The organism is Pseudoalteromonas sp. 78C3 (genome assembly GCF_002836695.1).
Lineage (GTDB): Bacteria > Pseudomonadota > Gammaproteobacteria > Enterobacterales > Alteromonadaceae > Pseudoalteromonas > Pseudoalteromonas arctica.
On record NZ_PJAV01000165.1, the window covers coordinates 53,630 to 76,786 of the forward strand.

Sequence of the window (23,157 nt, forward strand, 5' to 3'; positions counted from 1 at the left end):
GTGTTTATCTATTGGCTTTAGTACACGGGTTGTTTAGAATCGAGGAAAACAAACAGGTCAGACCTGTCAGCGGGAGAGCATAAATGTCTGAGCAAAACATACTAAAAACACCAAAGGGCGACCGTATTGCCATAGTCAGCGGCTTACGTACACCTTTTGCAAAGCAAGCAACAGCGTTTCACCATGTACCAGCACTTGATATGGGTAAATTGGTGGTTAACGAAATGCTTGAACGATTAAATTTCAACAAGTCAGAAATTGATCAACTTGTATTTGGTCAAGTAGTACAAATGCCAGAAGCGCCAAATATTGCACGTGAAATTGTATTGGGCACAGGTATGCCGGTATCGGTTGATGCATATTCTGTATCGCGCGCATGTGCTACCAGCTTTCAGGCTATTGCTAATGTAGCTGAGTCTATTATGGCGGGATCTGTAAGTGTAGGTATTGCAGGCGGCGCAGATTCGTCATCAGTATTGCCAATTGGTGTTAGTAAAAAGCTAGCAGGCAGCTTAGTTGATTTAAATAAAGCGCGTACGCTTGGTCAACGTTTAAAAATATTTTCAAAACTGCGCTTAAAAGATTTATTACCAGTGCCTCCTGCAGTTGCAGAGTACTCAACAGGCCTTTCAATGGGGCAAACTGCTGAGCAAATGGCTAAAACACATAATATTAGCCGTGAAGATCAAGATGCGTTAGCGCATCGTTCTCACTCACTTGCAACGCAAGCATGGGCTGATGGAAAGTTAAAAGATGAAGTAATGACGGCACATTTACCGCCATATAAAAGCTTTATTTCAGAAGATAATAACATTCGTAAAAACTCAACTGTTGAAGGCTACGCCAAGCTTAAACCTGTTTTTGACCGTCAGCACGGTACTGTTACCGCCGCAAATGCAACACCATTAACTGATGGTGCAGCGGCCGTACTTATGATGAGCGAAAGCAAAGCAAAAGCACTAGGTTATGAAATACTAGGTTACGTACGTAGCTTTGCATTTTCGGCAATTGGCGTAGAAAAAGACATGTTAATGGGCCCAGCTCATTCAACGCCTATTGCACTAGATAGAGCGGGTATTACGCTTGCTGATTTAGATTTAATTGAAATGCACGAAGCGTTTGCATCGCAAACACTTGCCAATATGAAAATGTTTGCTTCAGACAAATTTGCACAAGAGCATTTAGGTCGCAGCAAAGCAATTGGCGAAATTAACATGGATAAGTTTAACGTTAACGGCGGCTCTTTAGCATATGGTCACCCATTTGCAGCGACAGGTGCACGCTTAATTACGCAAAGCTTACACGAGCTTAAACGTCGTGGTGGCGGTTTAGCATTAACAACAGCGTGTGCTGCTGGTGGTTTAGGTGCAGCCTTTGTATTGGAGAGCGCGTAATGACAGATTCAGTATTTAATTTAGCGGTAGATGAAAATAAAATCGCCGTGGTAACGATTGATGTGCCGGGTGAGAAAATGAATACCCTGCGCAGCAGTTTTGCCGATGATTTAAAAGCGTTACTAGAAGACGCTAAGTCGCAAAATGTAAAAGGCATGGTATTTATAAGCGGAAAAAGCGATAACTTTATTGCTGGCGCCGATGTAAAAATGCTCGATAGCGTTCAAAAGCGTGAAGATGCTTTAGCTATTAGCGAGCTATGTCATCAAGCGTTTTTTGATATGACAAAATTGCCATACACAACAGTAAGTGCGATTCATGGCGCTGCATTAGGTGGTGGTTTAGAGTTTGCTTTAGCATGTGATTACCGTGTTGGTACCGACAGTGATTTAACAAAAATTGGCTTACCAGAAGTGCAACTTGGTTTACTTCCTGGTGGCGGCGGCACCCAACGCTTAACTAAAATTGTTGGTATTCAAAAAGCACTAGAGTGGATGCTAACAGGTAAACAGATTCGCCCTAAGCAAGCTAAAAAAGCAGGTGTGCTTGATGACTGTGTACCGCACAGTGTGCTGCTAAAAGTTGCAAAAGAATTTGCGACTAAGAAAAAGCCACAAGCAAAAGAGCCAAAGCTCGACAATATTAGTAAATTACTAGAGTCAAACCCGTTTGGTCGTAACTTTATCTTTAAAAAAGCAAAAGAAAACGTACTTAAAAAAACGGGCGGGCACTACCCAGCACCACTCGCTATTATTAAAGCAGTGCGAGCTAGTGTAGAGCTTGATGAGCTAAAAGCGTATAAAACAGAAGCTGAAAGCTTTGCAACACTTGTAATGAGTGACGAATCGAAAGCGCTTCGCGGTATTTTCTTTGCAACCACTGAAATGAAAAAAGAGTGGCGCAATGATGACGCACCCGCAATAAGCAAAACTGCTGTTTTAGGTGGTGGACTAATGGGCGCAGGCATTGCGCACGTAAGTGCTGTTAAAGCTAAAGTACCGGTACGTATTAAAGATGTAGCAGAGCAGGGCATTAGTAATGCAATGAGCTACACCTATAAAATTTTAGATAAGCGTCTTAAGCGTCGTATTATGTCTAAAGCTGATGTGCAGTTAACGATGAACCGTATTACAGGTACAACTGACTACAGTGGCTTTAAACACATTGATTTAGTAATAGAAGCGGTGTTTGAAGATCTTGCACTTAAGCAAGGTATGGTTGCAGACGTAGAGCAGCAATGCCAAGCAAATACAATTTTTGCAAGTAACACGTCATCATTACCAATATCGCAAATTGCAGCGCAGGCAGCACGTCCTGAAAATGTAATTGGCTTGCATTACTTTTCACCAGTGGAAAAAATGCCATTAGTGGAAATTATTCCACACGAAGGTACGTCTCAAGAGACCATTGCCCGCGTTGTTAACTTTGCACGTAAGCAAGGTAAAACGCCAATTGTTGTAAAAGACATGGCCGGTTTTTACGTCAACCGTATTTTAGCGCCTTACTTAAACGAAGCTGCTAACTTAATGTTAGCAGGCGAGCCAATTGAAAAGATTGATGCGGCGCTTGTTGAGTTTGGTTTTCCGGTAGGCCCGCTGGCTCTACTTGATGAAGTAGGTATTGATATTGGCTCTAAAATTGCCCCAATTCTTGAAAAAGAATTAGGCGAGCGTTTTAAAGGCCCTGATGCATTTATGCGTATGATTGATTCAAAACGCCTTGGCCGTAAGTCTGGTCGTGGTTTTTATGAATACGATAAAAAAGGCAAAAAGGTTGATGAGTCAGTTTACGAACTATTGGGTGTTACCCCGGCTCCACGTTTAAACAAGAGCGAAATTGCTAAGCGTTGTGTATCGCAAATGCTTAACGAAGCAGTACGCTGTTTAGATGATGGCATTATTGCCAGCCCACGTGATGGCGATATCGGTGCAATATTTGGTATTGGTTTTCCACCATTTTTAGGTGGCCCGTTTAGCTATATGGATAAATTAGGCGCAAGTAAAATAAGCTCTGATATGTCTACATTAGCTAACAGCGATGCTAACTTTGCACCATGTGAATCACTGGTAACAATGGCAAGCTCTGGTGCTACTTTTTATAACGCAACACATGTTGAGGTTGTAGCTCCTGAAGTACAAAGCACTGAGTCACAAGAGCAAAGTGTAACTGAGCCTGAAGTTACCAAAGAGATTGAAACGAAAGAATAAAGTTTCTGCTATCTAAAAAAACCGCATTTAAATGCGGTTTTTTTATAGTTTTTATAAATAAATGAGGAGCTTAATGACATTATTTACACAAAGATTGAGCATATACCAAATGGAAGAATCTGATTGGCCTCTTTTTCTTGCGCTTCATCGCGATCCTCAAGTCCTCAAGTATTGTTTTGATATGCCAATGGAGTCACTGGTAAGAAACCGCTTTGAGATACGCTTGCCTAAGTGGAATGCTAAATCACGTCATCCCCTGTGTTTACTCATTATTAATAATCAAACAAAACAACCTGTGGGTGTTACAGGTTTTGCCTATGACGGAGAAACCGCAGAGCTTGGTTATTTATTATTGCCAGAGTATTTTAATAAAGGCTACGCGACAGAATCCCTAAGAGCTGTGATTGACTGGGCTTGGAAAGAATGTGGTATTAGGCAGTTTAAAGCAGTCGTAACGCGTGGCAATATTGGTTCTGAAAAGGTGCTTGGTAAGTGCGGTTTAACCCATACCGATACACTTTTTAAAGTGCATACAATAGGCGAAAAGTTATATGACGATTTAATTTATACGCTTAAGGTGTAGGGTTTTAATGGGCTAGTAGCCTAGCCCAAAAAGTGTTTACAAGTGAAGTGAAATAGCTTTTCGGTCTTTTTCTGGCATGTTTTCTACGACTAAATTAAATGAGTTATCAATCATTCTCTCAATTTCACCTTGTGGAATTGTGCCGTCTAAAATTACTGTGTTCCATAAGCGTTTATTCATATGGTAACCAGGGATCACTGCCGGGAAAATATCACGCAATGATATTGCTTCATCAGGATCGCACTTTAAGTTAAGCCACCAAATAACCTCACCATCATCATTAGTTTGACCGTCATTGCCAATAGCAAGAGTCGCAAACATTTTATGATTCACTTTATATACATCAACCTCTTGCGCAAATGGTTTTGTAACCTGAACAAGTGGTTTTTTAACTAAATACTCATGTACTTTTTTCTGGTCCATGATCCATTCCTTGAAGTCATACTCGGTAAAGCTACCATAGCAGTTTTTTTCACATTTGATTATATGTATTTTAGTATAAATTAAAATTTTACAAGCTAATACAACATGTAGCGTAAAACCAACGTAATTTTAGTTGAACAAAATCCAGTTCGTGGTATGTTTCTGGCAATCAAAAAAATAATAGGAATTCACACATGCCAAAGGCGAGTGATGTTAAAAAAGGTACTGCTATTGACTTCAATGGCCGCGTTTTAGTTGTAAAAGATATTGTGCGCTCTGTGCCGCAAGGTCGTGCTGGTGGTAGTTTATACCGTATGCGTTTATACGATGTGGTAACCGGTGGTAAAGTTGACGAAACATTCAAAGACAGTGACATGCTAACGCTGGCTGATTTAACACGCCGTGAAGTAATGCTATCGTACATTGATGGTGACGAGTATGTGTTCATGGATAATGAAGATTACACGCCTTATAACTTAAGCAAAGATGCTATTAGCGAAGAAATTTTATTTGTTAATGAAGAAACACAAGGCGTACACGTAATTGTTATTGATGGCGCGCCAGTAGGGCTTGATTTACCGTCAAGTGTTGAACTTGTTGTTGAAGAAACAGACCCATCTATCAAAGGTGCATCTGCGAGTGCTCGTTCAAAACCTGCACGTATGTCTACTGGCTTAAATATTTCTGTGCCAGAGCATATTTCAACAGGTGACCGTATCCGTATTAATACTGTTGAACACAAATTTATGGGTCGTGCTGAAAAGTAACTTGCAATACCAACCTGCATAAATCCTTGATCAATTTAACGAATTAAATTGCACTATAACGTCGTTAAAAGTTTTTTATTTAGAACAACTAGATATAAAAACTTTTGCCTAGTTCTAGCGTAATTTTCTTAACGTTAAATAGACCCCATATATAAGCAGATTGGTATAAATTATAATTTTAAAAGCCGAACCTGTGTTTAACAGGTTCGGCTTTTTTGTGCGCGCGGGGGATTTGTTGCTTTAAATTTAATCACGTTAGCGTTAGAATAACCGCCGTATTTTTGAGCAACTTTAAAGGGTAATTTTGTTTATAGTTTTACTAAGCAGTGCATTTATAGCTTTAATGTATTTAGAAGCCATTAAAAAAGGTATGCCAATTAAGCGATGGCTTATTTTAGGCGGTTTACTTGGGCCTGTGGCCTGGTGCTTGTTTAATCTACATTATCGTCGTGCTTTAGTAAGAAATGTAGGTATAAATGCGTGCATATGGCGCCCTTAATTTATCGACGCCACATTTTTATTTTTTCTAATTAAGCTTGGGGCTGCTTTAGTTTGTTGCTGCTTTAAAAATTCAGTAAATTCACTTTTTGATAGTGGCTTAGAATAGTAATAACCTTGTACTGTTTCGCAATTAAGCTTTTTAAGTATATCAATTTGATGAGCTTGTTCTACACCTTCAGCAACTACATGCAAATCAAGGTTATGCGCAATAGTGACTATTGAGTCGACCATATTACGCCCACGTTCGTTGGTCATGTCATCTATAAATGCTTTATCTACTTTAAGTGTATTAAGCGGAAATTGCTTTAAATACGCTAATGATGAATAACCAGTACCAAAATCATCCATTGCTAAATGAATACCTCGGGCACTTAACGAACGCATAATTGCAATGGCTTCTTTAGGGTCGTCCATTACAGTACCTTCTGTTATTTCAAGCTCTAAAAAGTAAGAAGGTAATTCGTTTTTTTGCAAAATAACGTCAATACGAGAAGTTAAATCGGGGAGGCTAAATTGCTTTGCTGATAAGTTGACAGCTACTCGGCCGCTAAATAAACCGCTATCTAGCCATTCTTTTACGTCTCTGCAGGCTTTGTTTAATACAACTTCGCCAATTTCAATTATTTGGCCCGTTTCCTCGGCTATGGGTATAAACACGCCTGGGCTAATAATACCTTTTTTGGGTGTAATAAAGCGTACTAATGCTTCCATGCCCGTTAGCTTGCCTGTGCGAATATTCATTTTTGGTTGGTAGTACACTTCAAAATGATCTTCTTTTAAACCAAAGCGCATAAGGTTTTCTATTTGCAGTCGTTTAACGGCTTGACGGTTCATCGTGTCGTTAAAAAATAGGTAGCTATTACCTTTCTTTTTAGCATGATACATCGCGGTATCTGCATTTTTTAGGAGCAGTTCAGGCGTATTACCGTCTTCTGGAAATAATACAATGCCTACACTTGAGGTGATTGCCAGTTCGTGGCCAGCCATTTTAAATGGTGTAGCAATGGCTGCTAAAAACTGTTTTGCCATACGTGTAATTACATGTATGTCGTTAGTGTCAGACATTACAAGAGCAAACTCATCGCCGCCTAAACGATAAAATACATCATTTTCGCGGGTTAGTTTATTTAAGCGCATTGCTAGTTTAGCTAATAAGCTGTCACCTAGTTGATGCCCTAACGAGTCATTTATTTTTTTAAAGTTATCTAAATCGAATACAAGCAAGGCGTGATGCGAGTTGAGCTTTACTAGCTTTTGCAAATCAGTAAAAAATAAATTTCGGTTAGGTAGACTAGTTGTGCGATCTCGATTCGATAAGTTATGTAACTGCGATTCGGCTTTTTTACGCTCTGTTAAATCTGAATAAACAACGACATAATTAGTTATTTGATTTTGATCGTTTTTAATTTCATCTATCGATATTTCTATAGGCAATAAAACACGCTCACTATTACGAAGCTTCACTTCTTGTTGGATATGTTCGCGCTCTTTTACTATTTCAATAATTCTGTTTGTGTAGCTTGGCTCATACCCAGATAGGTTGAAATCTTTTCCTAAGTATTGCTCGCGTACGCCACCAAACAAGGTTAAAAAACTCGGGTTTATATCAACCAGTTTAAAGTTTTTATCGTAAATTGCTAAGGCGTCAGTGAGAGATTCAACACATTTAGCAAAAAGGTTTAAGCGTTCTTCCGTTGATTTTAACTGTGATATATCGCGAACGGTACCTGTCATTCTAAGGGGTGATAAGTTGGCGTCTTTTTCAATTATTTTTCCGCGATCGAGTACCCAATGCCAACGACCAAATGTATCTTTGATTCGGTAGGTGGCTTCAAAAAAAGCAGACTGCTCTGCAAAGTGTACTTTTAACAAGTGCTCAACGTTATTAATATCGTGAGGGTGAATAAGGCCTTTGTTTGGCGGAAACCCCATTAAGGTAGTCGAATCCATTAAGTACTTATCGTTAATACGAATAACTTCGCCTGTTTTTATGTTCCAGTCCCAAAGTGTATCGCCGCTACCTTCTACAGTACTTTTAAGGCGTTTTTCCGAAAGACGGAGTTGACGGCGTGAGCGTCTAAGTTTGTGGATTACAAATAACAGGTAGGGCAAAGCAAGCGCTATAATGGCGCTTGCTAGTATAAGTATATTGTCGGAGTTGTAATTAAATGATGACTCAAAGGCAAAAAGCTCAAATGAGTAAGCAAGTACTACAAGCATGCTTAGTTTTATTATTATTTTTATCATTTTTTTATTACTTCTAATTTACAAATGATAATTTAAAACAAGCTAAACCTAGTGTCAAAGAGATTGAGAGTAAACGGGCATATTTTGAGATTTATTGACTTTTGCCGAGCTTAAAAGCTCATATCTTGGTCTATTATCATCAAATAGGCTTAGTGCATAAACTTTTAGTTCTTTTAGGGTTAGCGCATTTAAGGCATCTAAAAGTCGTTGTTGCATATGAAATTCATGATCTCTGTTACCAATAGCAAGCCATAACCGTTGTGAGCGTAGGCGCAGGTTTTTATCTTTTTCTGCAATATGAGTACTAAGGCCGTGTTTTTGCTGTTGCCAATCGTTTTCATCAAGTGCATCAATATTATCAAGGTAGTTTTTAATAAAACGGTTATGTCGATGCAATAAAGTTTTTGCATCAAACTTAGGTGACTGCACATAAAATGCTATACCAGCACGCGTGTTAAATGGTGCATAACCTGCGCCTACTAAATAACCAAGTTGCTGTGTAGTTCGTAATTCATTAAAGTAATCTTGATTAATTAAATGATTTAACGCCATCATTTTTACTTTTTCGGCCACGCAATCCGTTTGCGCTTGATAGTAAATAACCATTGCATGGTCGTTACAAGGAAGCTCTAACTCGTAGCGAGTTACTTTTTTAATTTCAAAAAGAGGGCGTCTTAAATCTTCAATTATGGTTGCGTTTTTTAAGTGATTTGCGACCTTTTTTTGAAAGGCTATTGCATCACTTTGCTGCCAGTTACCATGTAAAAATGATTCAACATGTAGTGCTTTAAAAAAGTCTGTTCTGAACTCATTAAATTGCTGAAAACAGGTGTTTTTTAATGCCGATGCAAGCTCCCCAGGTTGTGGGTTCCAAGGCATTATTTTTGCGCCTAAAATGCTAAATAACTCACTGACTGGTTTGTTTTGGTTGCTATTGCGCCAATGCCTTACAAGCTGTTTTTTATATTCAGCAAAGCGTTTTGCACAGATCTCTACATTAAATAAAGCATCTATTAATTGATCAACAAGCTCTAACTGGCTAGATGAAAGCCCCGCGGTATGTAGAGTTAATCCACCTTGATGCGAGGTTAAGTGGTAGCTAAGTCCCGCAAGTTCTGCTGGATAAAATTGCTCGCCGACACTATCCATAAATAAATCTGTAAATAAGCGGGTGAGTGCCATATGTTTTACATCTTTTACGGCAAAATCAGAATCCATGGCCAAATAAAAATGGCCTTTAGCAACGCGAAATGTATTGTCTTGTTTAAACCAAAAATCAAAACCGGGTTCTTTTACTAATAATTCGGGTTTTGTTTGTGGTTTTACGACATCAAATAACACCACTTCTTTTGTTAAATAAGGATTAGCTGTAGGTAGCAGCATTTCGCTCAACGGCTTATTTATCTCGCTAAGGGCATCAAGCCAACTAGGTGAAATATGTTCTACTTTATATGGTGTGTTGTACCATGCCGTTTTATGTTCAGGCTCTACATCTGGATGTATAAGTACGATGCGCATATTATGTGGCGTTAACCACTGCATGGCCATTTCGTGGGTCGCTTTTTTAAAGCCTTCCATTAAATAGTCGCCTTGCACGTAATTTGCTTCGTCGTAATGCTGCATATTAATGCTTAAATTACTGACCCAATCAATTAAGCGTGATTTTTCTTGGTTATCGAATGCTATTTGTAATAGATTTTTTTTATCTTGATATAAGCGCGGCAATTTTTCGGTGTTATCGTTAATTAAACAAATGTATTCAAACACCATTTCAATAATGTCTTCAAAGTATTCAATACCCTCATCGGTAAGCGCTAAGCTAATATTAAAATCTTTGAAGTTGCTGCCATTAATACCACCGCCAGCAGAAAGTGCATTGATCCAGCCTTGTTCTTTTAAAATAGAATAAAGAGAACCCGCGCCTTCATAGCCAAGTAAATGGGCAATAAAACTTACTGTTTTATGGCGATAAAAGTCGTCAATATTAGGCATAGCAAAACTTATAATAAGTTTTTGCATATGCTTATGGGGCTCAATATGGAGTATTTTCCCTATGTCTTGTTTGCGATAAAGTGGCTCACTGATCTCTGGCTTTTTAAGGTTTTTGTTGCCGTTAATTGCGCCAAAGTAAGTTTGAGTCCAGCTTTGTAGTGTATCTAGTGTTTCGTTTGCGCAAATAACTAAAGTCATCCACTGAGCTTGGTACTGGCTATTAAAAAAGTCACGAAGCTCATCACTAATACAGCGCTCTCTGTCAGCTAAGGTTTGTAGGTTTCCTACAGAAAATTTAGCAAATGGATGAGCTGGGTTTACCGTTTCTTTATGGGCTTGATAAATACGGCGACCGTCGTCTTTTATTTTTAGTTTAAACTCGGCTTCAATTGCGTTGCGTTCTTTTTCTGTTTCGGCTGAATTTAAAAGTGGCGCAATAAAAAAACGGCTAAATTGGGTAAGTGCTTGTTCAAATTCTTGATTGTTAATATCAAAAAAGTAACAGGTATGCTCAGTGCCGGTCCACGCATTGGTGTTGCCGCCAGCTTGCGAAACAAAATTATTAAAACTGCCTGAATCTGGGTATTGGTCAGTGCCTAAAAAAAGCATGTGCTCTAAAAAGTGTGCTAGGCCTTGCCTATCAAGAGGGTCGTCAAAATGTCCGGCGTTAACTGCCATTGATGCTGCCGCTTTTGTAGAATCTTTATCTTGCACTAATAGTACTTTTAGACCATTGTCCAGTGTAAAGGCGCGGTATGCTCTGTTATCATTGCGGCTGATATTCAAATGATGCTCCTGAAACTAAACGTTTACTTGTTAACAACAGATGATGGCTTCAGGAAAGCGAAGTACAGCTTAAAGATTTACCTGAATCTCATGAAAGAACTATTTTAGAAATAAATAGATTTATATTGTTAATATAGCTGACAAACGGGCAAACTGGCTACTGTTTTATATTCTTTAATCGGTTGATTTTTTATGAAAACAATCCTAATAATGCGCCACGGCGAAGCAACACCCATGCAGGCTGATGATGCAGGTAGAAATTTAACCCAAGCAGGGCATGATGAAGCTGAAAAAATGGGCCTTTGGCTCAGTAAAGCACATTACCCTGATGCACTGTTAGTTAGTCCTTACATTCGAGCACAGCAAACAGCTGCAGGTGTGGCTAAAAATAACGTATTTAAATTTAGCGAAACCACGTCTGATATAATTCCCGAAGGCAAACCTCAAATTGCTGCTGACTACATCGAAACACTTATTGCTACGAACCCCCAATGCAATACATGGCTTATAGTGGCACACATGCCTATTGTAAGTTACTTAGTGGACCAATTAAGCCCTGGCAATATGCCCATTTTTAATACGGGTGCTGTTGCTGTTATTAGTTACGATGAGCAAACCCAGCGTAGTAGTTATTTAAGTATAAATGCCCCAGAAAACGTTTAAATATAAATAATTGAGTAAAGTAAAATGACAATAGAACGTTTACAAACAGGTGCGCGCATGAGCCGCATTGTAAAACATAACGGCACTGTGTATTTATGTGGGCAGGTATGCGCCGACGCGCAAAAAGATATCAAAGAACAAACTCAAACTATGCTTGATAAAGTAGAGGCATTGCTTGATGAAGCGGGAAGTTCAAAAGAACATATGCTTAGCGCGACTATTTATGTAAAGAGCATGGAATACTTTGCTGATATGAATGCAGTATGGGATGCGTGGGTAACCGAGGGTTATGCACCAGCACGTGCCTGCGTAGAAGCTAAAATGGCACGTGATGCACTGCTTGTTGAAATTTCAGTCGTTGCAGCTTTAAAAGAATAATAGCTTTAATGACTTGCTCCCCCGTTGTACTCATCACTGGCTCTAGTCGAGGTATTGGCGCAGCTACCGCATTATATTTTGCAAAGCACGGTTATAATGTTTGCATTAATTATAAAGCAGATTTAGCTAGTGCAATATTGGTGGCAGAAAAAGTAAAGCAATTAGGCGTTGAGGCTGAAGTAATTCAAGGTGACGTGTCACTAGAGGCTGACGTTTTAGCTTTATTTATGCATATAGATAAAGTCTTTGGTCGACTTGATGTACTAATAAATAACGCCGGTATTTTAAAACCACAAATGCCTTTGTTAGAAATGAGTGCTGAGCGCATAAACGAAGTTTTGACTACAAATATTACCAGTGCTTTTTTATGTAGCCGTGAGGCAATAAAGCGAATGGGAAATGGCGGTAGTATTGTTAATGTATCATCGGGGGCCGCTAAAACGGGCTCTCCTAATGAGTACATTGATTATGCAGCATCTAAAGGTGCAATGGACACATTTACTATTGGCTTGGCAAAAGAGGTGGCAAGTAAAGGTATTAGAGTTAACTCGGTTAGACCTGGGCTTATTTACACTGATATGCATAGCGATGGCGGCGAAAAAAATCGAGTCGATCGTCTTAAAAGTAAATTACCCCTTGGCAGAGGCGGTACACCCGAGGAAGTTGCTGCAGCAATTTACTTTTTAGCTTCAGAGCACGCTTCTTTTACAACGGGTAGCTTTGTTGATGTAGCCGGCGGTTTGTAAGCTAAAGTAATAAAGCTAGCCAAAACGTAAAGCTAATAACACTTAAGATAGTAGAAAGTACGACAGCCCCAGCAAGAGTAGCTTCATGCTGCTTTATTTGACTCGCAATAAGATAAGCATTTACGCCAACAGGGGACGCACTTAAAAGTACTAATACATTGAGTATTTGCGTGTCTAGTTTAAATACATAAGTGCCTACCAATAAAACTAGCGCAGGCAATAAAAATATTTTTAAAATTGATGCTATTAACGCGGGTTGCCAATTTGCTGCTATTTTATAAAAAGCTAAATTTGCACCAAGTACAAATAGCGCACAGGCAATTGCTGGTTTAGCTAATAGCTCCAAACTATTTGCTAAGTCGGTGAACAGTGTTACTCCTAATATGTTTAATATAAGCCCGCACCCAATACTCAGTACTATTGGATTTAACACCATACTTTTCCCAAAATGCGACCACGAAAATTTATCGCTACTGCCTTTAGCGCCTATTAAAAAAGTAAGTGCAAATAACAATGTGCTATGAAAAGTAATGATCATAAACGCAATGGCTATCATCTCTTTGCCAAGCGATGCAATAACAATAGGAATACCCACTAACACCATATTTGAATAGCTAGAAGCAAGTCCAAAGACGCCGTGTTGTTGGTAATTTTTTAAATACTTTTTATTTAAATAAAAGCGATCAATTAAAATACCCACCCCAAACACGCTCAGAACGGGTATGTAAAAACTCAAAAATGCAAAAAGGCTAATGCTTTGCTGTAAGTTAATTTGCGACATATTTAACAATAAAAAAGCAGGCAAACTAATATAAAAAGTAAATTTACTTAAGCCTGCAATATGCTGCTTTTCGAAAAATTTTAATCGGCAACAGCTATAACCAAACGCAACAATAAAAATGAGTGGAAAAATAATCGAAAAAATATGCACGAAGTTACATCCTAGTAATAGCTAAAGTTAGCGTCTAAATTCATCACTTTGCGGTAAATTAATTAGTATGAGTACAGCGCCTCTACCACCATATTCGAGAGGGGCTTGGTGCATCGCTATTACGTCAGGGTGCTGTACTAAGTACTGAGGCACTTTGTGCTTTAGTACGCCGCCGCCAATACCGTGCACTACACATGCACAATAGTAATGCTGCTTTTTACATTCGTGAATGAGTCCAGCGAGTTCATCTTTAGCAAGTTCTTTATTTAAGCCATGTAAATCTAGCGTCAAATCGGGTGCAAAGTCACCACGGCGAAGCTGTTTAGCTAGGAAGGTATCTTGGCCTGGTTTTACATATTTAACCGTGCCGTGGGTGTCTATATCGGGAATATAAACGTCTGAGAAGAAAAATTCAGATTGAGCCTGCTTTTTTTGCTGGGCAAATTGCTTAGCTTGTGACACCTTAGGCTTTGTATCAAAACGATGAGTATCTTGTTTAAATACTTTGGCGCCTGTGATCGTTTGACGAAATAAGCTTATGTCGTCATTGCTTAGGGACGAATGTGATGGAGTGTCTTTTTTCATAACTATTACCTAAACAAAAAAACGTAAAAACGCAGCGCAAAAGGCGGTACAATACTTAAATGAGAGGCAATTGTAATTTGCCCAGCGCAGATAGGCAATGCAATCGTCTTAAAGACTCAAAACAGTCAGTAAGCTAATACAGGTAAAAATATATGAGCGATTTACAAATAGAAGAAGCAACACTCGAAGAAGCCGTTGCAGAACTGTCAACTTTACATGACTGGTTACGTTGGACTACAAGCCAATTTGCAAGTAGTAGTATATTTTTTGGACACGGTACAGATAACGCATGGGATGAAGCTGTAAGCTTATTACTGCCTGCGCTTAGCTTGCCTGTTGATGCGCCAAAAGAATTAATGCACGCGCGTTTAACAAGCACAGAAAAAAACCGACTTGCGGGTCTTATTGCAGAACGTATTAACGACTGCACACCAGTACCTTACTTAACAAACATTGCATGGTTTGCGGGTATGCCATTTTATGTGGATGAACGTGTACTTATACCTCGCTCACCGTTTGCTGAGCTTATCAGCAACCGCTTTACACCCTGGCTTGAAGAGCCACAATCGGTTAACCGCATATTAGATTTATGTACGGGGTCGGGTTGTATAGCAATTGCACTTGCTCAAGTTTTTGAGGAAGCACAAGTTGATGCGGTAGATATATCGTATGAAGCGCTTGAAGTGACAGACATTAACATTAACGATTACATGTTAAGTGATCGTGTGTTACCCATTCAGTCTGATGTATTTAGCGGTGTACCAGGTCAAAAATACGACCTAATAGTTGCAAACCCACCGTATGTTGATGCAGAAGATATGGCTGACCTGCCACGTGAGTTTCATCATGAACCAGAGCTTGGGCTTGCATCAGGCCACGATGGTTTAGATGTAACCCGTACTATTTTAAGTGAAGCGAGTGAACACCTAACTGATAACGGTTTGTTATTTGTAGAAGTTGGTAACTCTATGGTACATATGGATGCACTTTATCCGGGCGCGCCGTTTGAATGGATTGAATTTGAACAAGGCGGCTTAGGTGTATTTGTAATTAGCAAAAAGCAGCTAGATGAGTATTTTGCAAAATAAGTAAAAAATGAATAGCCAAGCCGTGTGCTTGGCTATTGGTAGTCATTAGGAATGAGGAAAGTTAATGGCAGGTAATAGCATTGGACAGTTATTTAAAGTGTCCACCTTTGGTGAGAGCCACGGCGTTGCATTAGGCGGCGTTGTTGATGGTACTCCCGCAGGTCTTGAAATCACAGAGGCCGACTTACAAATTGATTTAGATCGCCGAAAACCAGGCCAAAGCCGTTATACAACGCAGCGCCGTGAAAGCGATCAAATAAAAATATTAGCAGGCGTTTTTGAAGGTAAAACCACAGGTACCAGCATTGGTTTATTGATTGAAAATACCGATCAACGCTCGCAAGATTACGGCAAAATTAAAGATGTATTTCGCCCAGGTCATGGCGATTACACGTATTGGCATAAGTACGGCTTGCGCGACTATCGCGGTGGCGGTCGTTCATCTGCACGCGAAACCGCAATACGCGTAGCGGCAGGTGCTATTGCTAAAAAATACTTAAAGCAATTTCATGGTATTGAAGTTAAAGCATGTTTAAGTCAGCTTGGCCCTATTAAGGCGGAAATGTTTGACTGGGACGAAGTTGAAAATAACTTATTCTTCTTCCCTGATGCAAGTAAGCTTGAAGCGCTTGACGAATATATGCGTGACCTTAAAAAGCAAGGTGACTCAGTTGGCGCTAAAGTAAAAGTAGTGGCAAGCAATGTACCTGTTGGTCTTGGTGAGCCAGTATTTGACCGCCTTGATGCCGAACTTGCACACTCATTAATGAGTATTAATGCAGTTAAAGGCGTTGAAATTGGTGATGGCTTTGACGTAGTTGAGCAAAAAGGCTCTGAGCATCGCGACGAGCTAACCCCTGAAGGTTTTACATCAAACCATGCGGGTGGCGTACTTGCCGGTATTTCGACAGGGCAAGACATTATTGCTTCTATTGCGCTAAAACCAACGTCGAGTATTACCATCCCAGGTAACAGCATTAATACAAGCAACGAAGCGGTAGAGATGATCACCAAAGGTCGTCACGATCCGTGTGTGGGTATTCGTGCAATCCCGATTGCGGAGGCAATGATGGCTATTACCTTAATGGACCACTTACTGCGTCAACGCGGACAAAATCCGCATGTAAATCATCAGCACGGGCCAATTAACGGCTCTGTGTAAGTATTTATAATTATAAAAAAACGCGGATTACCGCGTTTTTTTATGTCTGTAATTTAGTTTAAAGCCTTTCAGGAGTTGTTCAAGTAGGCCCTATATACTGCAAGAAGGAGGGTAGTAATCATGAACGATAATATTAATGAACACTCACAAATAAAAGCCCAAGCTGCAATAGCCCGCTTAGAGCGATTCAGTAAGTTAACTGATAGCAGCATTGGCATTCCTTTTACTAAATTTAATATAGGTTTGGAGGCTGTGATTGGTTTAATTCCCGTTATAGGTGATGCCGCAGGGCTAATTTTATCAAGTTATGTGCTGATAGAAGCGCAGCGTTTAGGTGTGAGTAAACGTATAAAGACTAAGATGATTATCAATATGCTCATAGACTTTGTGGGCGGTTTAGTGCCATTTTTTGGTGATATTTTTGATGCCTTTTTTAAAGCTAACACGCGTAATACACAACTATTAAAAAAGCATTTAAACAAGCAGTTAAGTGAGTAATTAATAGCTTTAAGTAACAGTTAGCAAAGAGACTTTAAACAAAATGTTGTTGGTTGTTAAATCACCTAGTAAGGTAGGAGCGTCTATTCACTTTGGTATCTACAATATGCAATTATTTATCGGTAATAAAAACTACTCTAGCTGGTCATTACGCGCATGGTATTTAATGAGTAAATTTGATGTTGAGTTTAGTGAAACCCAGCTGGTACTCGACACCCCCGACTTTTACAATGAACTAAAAAAGACCTTTGCTGTGCAAAAAGTTCCAGCGTTAATTGATGGCGATTTACAGGTATGGGATTCACTAGCAATTTGTGAATATATTAACGATGCTTACTTATCGGGCGCTGCATGGCCAAAATATATTACCCAAAGAGCTAAAGCGCGTGCGCTAAGCGCTGAAATGCATTCAGGCTTTATGGCGCTGCGCAGCGAAATGCCAATGAATATAAGAACTACCCGTAAAGTAGACCTATCGAGCGAAGCACTAAAAGACATAGCCCGTATAGACGAGATATTTGCACAGCAACAAGATGTGTTTCCAAATGAGTGGTTTTTTGGTGACTTTAGTATTGCTGATGCCATGTATGTGCCTGTTGTACTGCGCTTAAAAACCTATCAAATTACGTTATCGCCAGAGGCGCAGCAATATTGTGACTTTGTTATGCGCTGCCCAGTATTGCAAGGATGGATCACTCAGGCATTAACCGAGACCGATATTGTAGAGTGTGATGAAGCAGGAACGCCTGTATAATTATTGTTTTCTTATATGGCATGTTTTATGCCTTAAAATCATAAGTTTAAACTAGGCAGCTCATGTATCTAAATCACCCAAGGTATGGCAATACACCAATAACTACCAATACCCCAGTGACAATAGAGGCGATAGAGAATGCGCACTGGCGTTACTCGAGCCTTAAATACTTCCCTAATACGGTAATATTGGCTGATATAAAAAAGCAAAACTATGCCATTTATCCTCGGGCACTTTATGTTGATATTGAAGAGAAGTGCGGGACTTGCTCTAAGGCATTTATTTTTTTTGCTCAAGAGCAGCAATATTGGTTTGAAACATTAAGATTTTGGGTCGATTCACACTGTACTCATTGCTTTGAATGCCGTAGACATGCCAGATATATACTAATTCTACGTAAACGGTACGATATGTTAACTAGCTTAGCCAATAAAACCTCAGGTGAAAAAACACAGTGTAAAGAACTTGGTAATACTCTTTACTGTTTAGGTATTATTAAAAATATCAATAAAGTGAAAGATTAGTCCGCTTATATTTTACTATCACGCCTTATTTTTACTTTAGTTGTAAAAGCCCGTACAATTCGTCTCGTTTTTAATGCGCAAAATAGCGCTATAACCGAGACTAATTAGCCTAATTTTATGCATCAAATAGCTGATCTAATTTCAATTTTTGAGCGCACTTTTTATCAAAATTATAATACCCGATTGATAAAAGGCGATTGCGAACCTATTTATATTCCAGCTAATAATACAACGCCTTTTCATCAGGTTGTATTCGCTCATGGTTTTTATGCGAGTGCACTGCATGAAATTGCGCATTGGCTAGTAGCAGGCGATGCACGTCGTTTATTAGAAGATTATGGTTATTGGTATTGCCCCGATGGGCGCGACAAACAAAAACAAGCTGAGTTTGAAAGCGTAGAAGTAAAGCCTCAAGCTATAGAGTGGTTATTAAGCACTGCAGCAGGGTTTACTTTTAATGTGTCGGTGGATAACTTAAACGGCGAGCAAACATGTCGGTTTGATTTTCAGCAGCGAGTACATGCACGTGTATTATCGTTAATCGAAAATGGCTTTAACTCTCGTACAGAGTCACTTTTAAAAGCACTCTCTGATTTTTATAATACACAGTGGCCATTAACAGCGCAGCAATTTAATTGGCAACATCCGAAGGAGCTTTGTAATGGCGTTTAAATTAGGTTTAATTGTAAACCCAGTAGCGGGTTTAGGCGGAACAGTTGCTTTAAAAGGTAGTGATGGCGCACACACAGCCGCTAAAGCAATCGAATTAGGTGCAGAACCCAAAGCAAATAGCCGCACAAAAGCAGCGCTTGAAGTGCTATTGCCTTATAAAGAGCGCTTAACCATTTACACCGTTAACGGTGACATGGGTGAGCAAACAGCAAAAGCCTTGGGCTTTAATGTAGAGGTTGTATATAACTCTGAAGTAATAACAACCCCAGATGACACAGAACAAGCAGCAAAAGTACTTAAAGACTTTGGTGTTGATTTAGTTTTATTTGCTGGAGGCGATGGTACAGCGCGTAATATTTGCCATGCAATCGAAGATACCATTCCTGTACTTGGTATTCCTGCAGGCTGTAAAATTCATTCTGGTGTATACGCCATTACACCCAAAGCAGCAGGGCGCGTAGTCGAAATGCTGGTTAAAGGTGAGTTAGTTACCTTAGCTGACGCAGATGTAATGGATATAGATGAAGATGCCTTTAGACAAGGCACAGTAAAAGCAAAGCGCTACGGCGAAATGCAAACACCTAGCGAAGTACGCTATATGCAAGCGGTTAAAAATGGCGGCAAAGAAACCGACGAACTCGTACTTGCCGACATTGCTGCGCATGTTGTATCGCAAATGGATGAAGACACATTTTATATAATGGGTAGCGGCTCAACCGTTGAGGCCATAATGGAAGAAATGGGACTTGAGAATACGTTGCTTGGCGTTGATTTAATAAAAGATCAAACCTTAGTTGCTCAAGATTTAACGGCGAAGCAATTACTTGAGCTTACACATGATCAAAGTACTAAGTTAGTCATTACGCTCATTGGCGGGCAAGGGCATATATTTGGCCGTGGTAATCAGCAATTGAGCCCTGCGCTTATACGTGCAATTGGCAAAGAAAACATTATTGTAGTAGCAACAAAAACAAAACTACAAGCGCTTAATAGCCGCCCCCTTATTTGTGACACCGGCGATGGCGAATTAGATGATGAATTAACGGGTTATATTAAAGTAACCACCGGATTTAACGACCATATTATGTATGCAGTAGGGCACCAAAACCTTGAAAATACAGGTGCTTTGCAAAACCAGGAGATTAATAAATGAGTTTAGTGAACTATATCGATGCAGCCCAGCAGTACTTCGATGATTTAGTAATAAAAGCAACTGACGATGAGTTATTTGCAGGCGGCTATTTACGAGGTCATTTTGATCTTGCAGTTGGTTATGCCGAAGTAGAAAAGCTGACAATCAGTATAGATGAGCTAAACGAAACTGTAGAGCAGAGCTTAGTTAAAGCGTATCGTAATGGTGAGCTTAACGAAGAGGACAAGACATTAGTTGCACGCTTGTGGGAAGAAGTTAAAGCCCTCGCTTAAAAGTAAGTGATACAAAAAACACGATTTGTTTATCACTATCGTGTTTTTTTGTGTCCAAAACTTTTAAAGCAGATTTTTATGTTAATTTACTGTTTTGTTTTTATGCGATATTGTTACTAAAATAAATTTTAGGAACAATAAAAATGAATAATAATCACGACGCTTTACCTTCAGGGGTTGTTGCGCGTTTTTTAAATTTTGTTGAGCGGGTTGGCAATAAGCTTCCAGATCCAGCCGTAATATTTCTGTTTGCAATGTTATTAATTTGGTTTTTGTCGTGGTGGTTTTCAGGTGTAAGCTTTGATGCAATAGATCCACGTACCGGTGAAGCGATTATTATTAATAATATGCTGGCAAGTGATTCGCTCGCTACCTTTTTATCCTCTATGGTAAAAACCTTTACCGGCTTCGCTCCCTTAGGTGTCGTTTTAGTAGCTATGTTAGGTGTAGGTGTTGCTGAGCATTCGGGCTTTATTAATACTGGCCTTAAGTTAATGCTTAAAGTTACTCCTAAAAAGCTATTAACGCCTTCAATCATCTTAGTGGCCATTGTGAGCCATACCGCTACTGACGCAGGTTATGTATTAGTTATTCCACTTGCCGGTGTTATATTTTATGCTGCAGGACGCCATCCGCTTGCGGGTATTGCAGCGGCATTTGCAGGAGTCAGTGGTGGTTTTGGGGCTAACTTTATTCCATCAGGGATTGATCCATTACTACAAAGCTTTACCCAAAGTGCGGCGCAAATAATTAATCCTGCAATGACAATTAACCCGTTAAATAACTGGGCATTTGCTTCAGCATCTAGCTTATTTATTGTGGCATTGGGCTGGTACATCACCGATAAAATTATTGAACCACGTTTACAAAAAACAGCGGTTGATGGTGCGAAAGAGGATTTACCTGTATTTGAAGATGCACGTAGTGATGAAAAACGTGCCTTTTATATAGCCAGTACCGTGATGATTGCAGGGCTTGCGTTATTAGCATTTATCTCTGCTCCAGACGATTCTGCAATGCGCAGTAGTGACGGATCCCTTACTAATTTTAGCTCTCCTTTAATGCAATCTATTGTACCATTAATATTTTTACTTTTTTGGCTACCTGGCACTGTATATGGTTTTACGGTAGGTACCTTTAAAACTTCAAAAGATATGATTGATGCTATGAGTAAAGCGATGAGCGGCATGGCATATTATATCGTCATGGCGTTTTTCTGTTCGCTATTTATTGCTGCATTTAGTAAATCAAATTTAGGTGCATTACTCGCAATCGAAGGTGCGCAGTTATTAAAGGCAATGGAATTGCCAAGTGCAGTAACGGTTGTGGGCATTATCTTTTTAACTGGCTTTGTTAACTTGTTTGTAGGTTCAAGTTCAGCAAAATGGGCGTTACTTGGCCCTATTTTTGTACCGATGTTAATGCAACTTGGCATTTCGCCAGACTTAACTCAAGCCGCTTATCGTGTAGGTGACTCAAGTTCTAATATTATTACACCGTTAATGCCATACTTCCCATTAGTGGTGGTGTACTGTCAAAAGTATGTGAAAGGCACAGGTATAGGTACTTTAATTGCTATTATGCTACCGTACTCAATCGCCTTTATGATTGGCTGGAGTATCTTTTTATTAGGTTACTGGGCACTTGGTATTCCACTAGGGCTTGATGCTAGCTACGTTTACCCAGCTTTGCCTTAATAAAGTATAAATATTAAGAGCTTATATTAGCCTTGCCACGAAAATGACAGGGCTTTTTTATAAGCTTTAACTTTGTAAGCCAATGATGGCTATCTTTCTAGCCCTCTGACAATATAACCAAAATAGCTAGCTTCACCGATTACATAAACATAGTGCCCTTTACTATTGATAATGGATGATTTCTCTTCATACCACCGAAGCTCGTGTATTTGCTTAGTTTTAGGATCTAAAAAAGATAAACGTGTACAACTATTTTCATAATCACTGCCGCACTCTTCAACGTCTGTCAGGATATATTCTTTATACCAATAATCACTTTCAGTGAAATAAGCAAACAGCTTTATTGGAAGGGCTAAATAGATATAAAATATTGCGTATATTAAAAATGGAGCTGCCAAATAGCCTAAAATAAATGAAGCTAGGTTCTTTATTCCTGAAATATTATGCTTAAATGATTCTCTATATTTACTGCATTGCTTATATTTTTTGAATACAAGCATATTCAAATAGATAAATAGTGCACCTGAAATAATAGGGATAATCCAAAAAATAGTAATGTCATATTTTTTATTTGCAATAAATGGAGGGTCTGTAAAGTCTATTACAATTGGAATAGCCATGAATAAAATAAGAGGGCTTAGTAGCGCTATGATTGGTAGGTATTCATATAATTTTTTCATATCAGTGATCCTTACTGTCAAAAATATTATTTTTTTACAAAGCCTGGCGCATTATTTAGTAAAGGTTGATGACTAGCTTGGTAGTCTGCATAAAAAATGACTGCTTCATCCTCAGCTAGTGAGTTAACAACAGTTGAGTACCAATCTATGTATTGAAGTTGCTCTTTTGTAGGAGAATATTTTTCAAGTTTGAAGTAGTTAATAAAGTCATTGCATAAATCTTTAGTTGTATTCTTCTCAGACCATGTCAGTTTGCTGCTAGAGTTGATGCTACCATAAGTAATTAGATCGTTAGTTGGCCACTTCCCATCTTTAGTGTGACCAATTATATAGCGCCAATCACAACCGCTGGGCGATAATCCAGCATATAAGTATATGTGAAAAAAACCTTTATTATGAAGTAGGGCTACCATTCGGGTTATTTGGCTTGTTAAAAGTTTCATTTATTTACATC

The 23,157-nt window shown here is 39.2% G+C and carries 24 protein-coding genes; 17 read left to right on the plus strand and 7 right to left on the minus strand.

What is annotated here, in order from left to right:
• The first annotated feature begins 83 nt into the window (after positions 1 to 83).
• The 3 genes from fadI (at position 84) to CXF76_RS15210 (ending at position 4,184) form a co-directional block, all read left to right on the plus strand.
• Positions 84 to 1,394, plus strand: a complete 1,311-nt coding sequence (fadI, locus tag CXF76_RS15200; protein ID WP_004335629.1) for an acetyl-CoA C-acyltransferase FadI — start codon at positions 84 to 86, stop codon at positions 1,392 to 1,394.
• The gene (fadJ, locus tag CXF76_RS15205; protein ID WP_101164079.1) at positions 1,394 to 3,601 is read left to right on the plus strand and encodes a fatty acid oxidation complex subunit alpha FadJ; all 2,208 of its coding nucleotides are present in this window, start codon (positions 1,394 to 1,396) and stop codon (positions 3,599 to 3,601) included. Before fadI ends, fadJ begins: the two co-directional genes overlap by 1 nt.
• 73 nt (positions 3,602 to 3,674) lie before the next feature.
• A complete protein-coding gene (locus CXF76_RS15210) occupies positions 3,675 to 4,184 on the plus strand; it encodes a GNAT family N-acetyltransferase (RefSeq protein WP_007580595.1) in 510 nt (169 codons plus the stop codon).
• Between the two features lie 36 nt (positions 4,185 to 4,220).
• Here the strand turns inward: CXF76_RS15210 and CXF76_RS15215 are convergent, their stop codons facing one another.
• Positions 4,221 to 4,607, minus strand: coding sequence for an MmcQ/YjbR family DNA-binding protein (locus CXF76_RS15215; RefSeq protein ID WP_007580596.1), 387 nt, complete (start codon positions 4,605 to 4,607; stop codon positions 4,221 to 4,223).
• A gap of 194 nt (positions 4,608 to 4,801) precedes the next feature.
• On the opposite strand from CXF76_RS15215, the gene efpL reads away from it, so the two are divergent.
• The gene (gene efpL / locus CXF76_RS15220) at positions 4,802 to 5,374 is read left to right on the plus strand and encodes an elongation factor P-like protein EfpL (protein ID WP_007580599.1); all 573 of its coding nucleotides are present in this window, start codon (positions 4,802 to 4,804) and stop codon (positions 5,372 to 5,374) included.
• A gap of 304 nt (positions 5,375 to 5,678) precedes the next feature.
• Positions 5,679 to 5,873 (plus strand): hypothetical protein, encoded by a 195-nt coding sequence (locus tag CXF76_RS15225; RefSeq protein WP_007580601.1) that lies wholly within the window; start codon positions 5,679 to 5,681, stop codon positions 5,871 to 5,873.
• Here the strand turns inward: CXF76_RS15225 and CXF76_RS15230 are convergent.
• Positions 5,870 to 8,122 carry a sensor domain-containing protein gene (locus CXF76_RS15230; RefSeq protein WP_007580604.1) on the minus strand — a complete coding sequence of 751 codons (2,253 nt, stop codon included), beginning with the start codon at positions 8,120 to 8,122 and terminating at the stop codon, positions 5,870 to 5,872. The genes CXF76_RS15225 and CXF76_RS15230 overlap by 4 nt on opposite strands.
• 54 nt (positions 8,123 to 8,176) lie before the next feature.
• Positions 8,177 to 10,900 (minus strand): insulinase family protein, encoded by a 2,724-nt coding sequence (locus CXF76_RS15235; protein WP_010554661.1) that lies wholly within the window; start codon positions 10,898 to 10,900, stop codon positions 8,177 to 8,179.
• A gap of 192 nt (positions 10,901 to 11,092) precedes the next feature.
• Here CXF76_RS15235 and sixA point away from each other — a divergent pair, with 192 nt between their 5' ends.
• The 3 genes from sixA to CXF76_RS15250 are packed head-to-tail and all read left to right on the plus strand — an operon-like array spanning position 11,093 to position 12,687.
• On the plus strand, positions 11,093 to 11,563 hold the full coding sequence (gene sixA / locus CXF76_RS15240; RefSeq protein WP_024591643.1) for a phosphohistidine phosphatase SixA: 471 nt from the start codon (positions 11,093 to 11,095) through the stop codon (positions 11,561 to 11,563).
• 24 nt (positions 11,564 to 11,587) lie between these two features.
• Complete coding sequence (locus CXF76_RS15245) at positions 11,588 to 11,941, plus strand: RidA family protein (protein ID WP_024591642.1); 354 nt, start codon at positions 11,588 to 11,590, stop codon at positions 11,939 to 11,941.
• A gap of 8 nt (positions 11,942 to 11,949) precedes the next feature.
• Entirely contained in the window at positions 11,950 to 12,687 is a 738-nt protein-coding gene (locus CXF76_RS15250) for an SDR family oxidoreductase (protein ID WP_024591641.1), read from the plus strand.
• A gap of 1 nt (position 12,688) precedes the next feature.
• On the opposite strand, the gene CXF76_RS15255 is transcribed toward CXF76_RS15250, so the two are convergent.
• Together CXF76_RS15255 and smrB are read right to left on the minus strand one after the other, a co-directional pair.
• A complete protein-coding gene (locus tag CXF76_RS15255) occupies positions 12,689 to 13,618 on the minus strand; it encodes an AEC family transporter (protein WP_024591640.1) in 930 nt (309 codons plus the stop codon).
• 27 nt (positions 13,619 to 13,645) lie between these two features.
• A complete protein-coding gene (smrB, locus tag CXF76_RS15260) occupies positions 13,646 to 14,203 on the minus strand; it encodes an endonuclease SmrB (protein WP_007377742.1) in 558 nt (185 codons plus the stop codon).
• A 152-nt stretch (positions 14,204 to 14,355) separates the two neighbouring features.
• Between smrB and prmB the strand changes: the two genes are divergently transcribed.
• From prmB to CXF76_RS15305, 9 genes are all read left to right on the plus strand, one after another.
• Positions 14,356 to 15,291 carry a 50S ribosomal protein L3 N(5)-glutamine methyltransferase gene (gene prmB, locus CXF76_RS15265; protein ID WP_101164080.1) on the plus strand — a complete coding sequence of 312 codons (936 nt, stop codon included), beginning with the start codon at positions 14,356 to 14,358 and terminating at the stop codon, positions 15,289 to 15,291.
• Positions 15,292 to 15,355: 64 nt separating this feature from the next.
• A complete protein-coding gene (aroC, locus tag CXF76_RS15270; protein ID WP_024591639.1) occupies positions 15,356 to 16,453 on the plus strand; it encodes a chorismate synthase in 1,098 nt (365 codons plus the stop codon).
• Positions 16,454 to 16,573: 120 nt separating this feature from the next.
• On the plus strand, positions 16,574 to 16,951 hold the full coding sequence (locus tag CXF76_RS15275; RefSeq protein WP_024591638.1) for a DUF4112 domain-containing protein: 378 nt from the start codon (positions 16,574 to 16,576) through the stop codon (positions 16,949 to 16,951).
• Between the two features lie 106 nt (positions 16,952 to 17,057).
• The gene (locus tag CXF76_RS15280) at positions 17,058 to 17,705 is read left to right on the plus strand and encodes a glutathione S-transferase family protein (protein ID WP_024591637.1); all 648 of its coding nucleotides are present in this window, start codon (positions 17,058 to 17,060) and stop codon (positions 17,703 to 17,705) included.
• A 62-nt stretch (positions 17,706 to 17,767) separates the two neighbouring features.
• Positions 17,768 to 18,229 carry a zinc-ribbon domain containing protein gene (locus CXF76_RS15285; protein ID WP_029769945.1) on the plus strand — a complete coding sequence of 154 codons (462 nt, stop codon included), beginning with the start codon at positions 17,768 to 17,770 and terminating at the stop codon, positions 18,227 to 18,229.
• Between the two features lie 117 nt (positions 18,230 to 18,346).
• Positions 18,347 to 18,901: an elongation factor P hydroxylase gene (locus tag CXF76_RS15290; protein WP_024591636.1), complete on the plus strand. Its 555-nt coding sequence runs from the start codon at positions 18,347 to 18,349 to the stop codon at positions 18,899 to 18,901.
• On the plus strand, positions 18,891 to 20,054 hold the full coding sequence (locus tag CXF76_RS15295; RefSeq protein ID WP_024591635.1) for an ATP-NAD kinase family protein: 1,164 nt from the start codon (positions 18,891 to 18,893) through the stop codon (positions 20,052 to 20,054). Before CXF76_RS15290 ends, CXF76_RS15295 begins: the two co-directional genes overlap by 11 nt.
• Positions 20,051 to 20,326 carry a YfcL family protein gene (locus CXF76_RS15300; RefSeq protein WP_002962183.1) on the plus strand — a complete coding sequence of 92 codons (276 nt, stop codon included), beginning with the start codon at positions 20,051 to 20,053 and terminating at the stop codon, positions 20,324 to 20,326. Before CXF76_RS15295 ends, CXF76_RS15300 begins: the two co-directional genes overlap by 4 nt.
• Positions 20,327 to 20,469: 143 nt before the next feature.
• Positions 20,470 to 22,023 carry an AbgT family transporter gene (locus CXF76_RS15305; protein WP_024591634.1) on the plus strand — a complete coding sequence of 518 codons (1,554 nt, stop codon included), beginning with the start codon at positions 20,470 to 20,472 and terminating at the stop codon, positions 22,021 to 22,023.
• Between the two features lie 89 nt (positions 22,024 to 22,112).
• Here the strand turns inward: CXF76_RS15305 and CXF76_RS15310 are convergent, their stop codons facing one another.
• Together CXF76_RS15310 and CXF76_RS15315 are read right to left on the minus strand one after the other, a co-directional pair.
• Positions 22,113 to 22,703: a hypothetical protein gene (locus CXF76_RS15310; protein WP_024591633.1), complete on the minus strand. Its 591-nt coding sequence runs from the start codon at positions 22,701 to 22,703 to the stop codon at positions 22,113 to 22,115.
• Positions 22,704 to 22,729: 26 nt separating this feature from the next.
• Positions 22,730 to 23,146 carry a hypothetical protein gene (locus tag CXF76_RS15315; RefSeq protein ID WP_101164081.1) on the minus strand — a complete coding sequence of 139 codons (417 nt, stop codon included), beginning with the start codon at positions 23,144 to 23,146 and terminating at the stop codon, positions 22,730 to 22,732.
• Between the last annotated feature and the right edge of the window lie 11 nt (positions 23,147 to 23,157).

What these genes read in the sequence shown, in the direction of transcription:
- smrB (WP_007377742.1), bottom strand. Translation starts at nt 14,203, where the DNA reads ATGAAAAAAGACACTCCATCACATTCGTCCCTAAGCAATGACGACATA.
- CXF76_RS15290 (WP_024591636.1), top strand. Translation starts at nt 18,347, where the DNA reads ATGCATCAAATAGCTGATCTAATTTCAATTTTTGAGCGCACTTTTTAT.
- CXF76_RS15210 (WP_007580595.1), top strand. Translation starts at nt 3,675, where the DNA reads ATGACATTATTTACACAAAGATTGAGCATATACCAAATGGAAGAATCT.
- CXF76_RS15295 (WP_024591635.1), top strand. Translation starts at nt 18,891, where the DNA reads ATGGCGTTTAAATTAGGTTTAATTGTAAACCCAGTAGCGGGTTTAGGC.
- CXF76_RS15310 (WP_024591633.1), bottom strand. Translation starts at nt 22,703, where the DNA reads ATGAAAAAATTATATGAATACCTACCAATCATAGCGCTACTAAGCCCT.
- CXF76_RS15315 (WP_101164081.1), bottom strand. Translation starts at nt 23,146, where the DNA reads ATGAAACTTTTAACAAGCCAAATAACCCGAATGGTAGCCCTACTTCAT.
- CXF76_RS15305 (WP_024591634.1), top strand. Translation starts at nt 20,470, where the DNA reads ATGAATAATAATCACGACGCTTTACCTTCAGGGGTTGTTGCGCGTTTT.
- aroC (WP_024591639.1), top strand. Translation starts at nt 15,356, where the DNA reads ATGGCAGGTAATAGCATTGGACAGTTATTTAAAGTGTCCACCTTTGGT.
- sixA (WP_024591643.1), top strand. Translation starts at nt 11,093, where the DNA reads ATGAAAACAATCCTAATAATGCGCCACGGCGAAGCAACACCCATGCAG.
- fadI (WP_004335629.1), top strand. Translation starts at nt 84, where the DNA reads ATGTCTGAGCAAAACATACTAAAAACACCAAAGGGCGACCGTATTGCC.
- CXF76_RS15280 (WP_024591637.1), top strand. Translation starts at nt 17,058, where the DNA reads ATGCAATTATTTATCGGTAATAAAAACTACTCTAGCTGGTCATTACGC.
- CXF76_RS15250 (WP_024591641.1), top strand. Translation starts at nt 11,950, where the DNA reads ATGACTTGCTCCCCCGTTGTACTCATCACTGGCTCTAGTCGAGGTATT.
- CXF76_RS15215 (WP_007580596.1), bottom strand. Translation starts at nt 4,607, where the DNA reads ATGGACCAGAAAAAAGTACATGAGTATTTAGTTAAAAAACCACTTGTT.
- CXF76_RS15275 (WP_024591638.1), top strand. Translation starts at nt 16,574, where the DNA reads ATGAACGATAATATTAATGAACACTCACAAATAAAAGCCCAAGCTGCA.
- CXF76_RS15230 (WP_007580604.1), bottom strand. Translation starts at nt 8,122, where the DNA reads ATGATAAAAATAATAATAAAACTAAGCATGCTTGTAGTACTTGCTTAC.
- CXF76_RS15245 (WP_024591642.1), top strand. Translation starts at nt 11,588, where the DNA reads ATGACAATAGAACGTTTACAAACAGGTGCGCGCATGAGCCGCATTGTA.
- prmB (WP_101164080.1), top strand. Translation starts at nt 14,356, where the DNA reads ATGAGCGATTTACAAATAGAAGAAGCAACACTCGAAGAAGCCGTTGCA.
- CXF76_RS15285 (WP_029769945.1), top strand. Translation starts at nt 17,768, where the DNA reads ATGTATCTAAATCACCCAAGGTATGGCAATACACCAATAACTACCAAT.
- fadJ (WP_101164079.1), top strand. Translation starts at nt 1,394, where the DNA reads ATGACAGATTCAGTATTTAATTTAGCGGTAGATGAAAATAAAATCGCC.
- CXF76_RS15300 (WP_002962183.1), top strand. Translation starts at nt 20,051, where the DNA reads ATGAGTTTAGTGAACTATATCGATGCAGCCCAGCAGTACTTCGATGAT.
- efpL (WP_007580599.1), top strand. Translation starts at nt 4,802, where the DNA reads ATGCCAAAGGCGAGTGATGTTAAAAAAGGTACTGCTATTGACTTCAAT.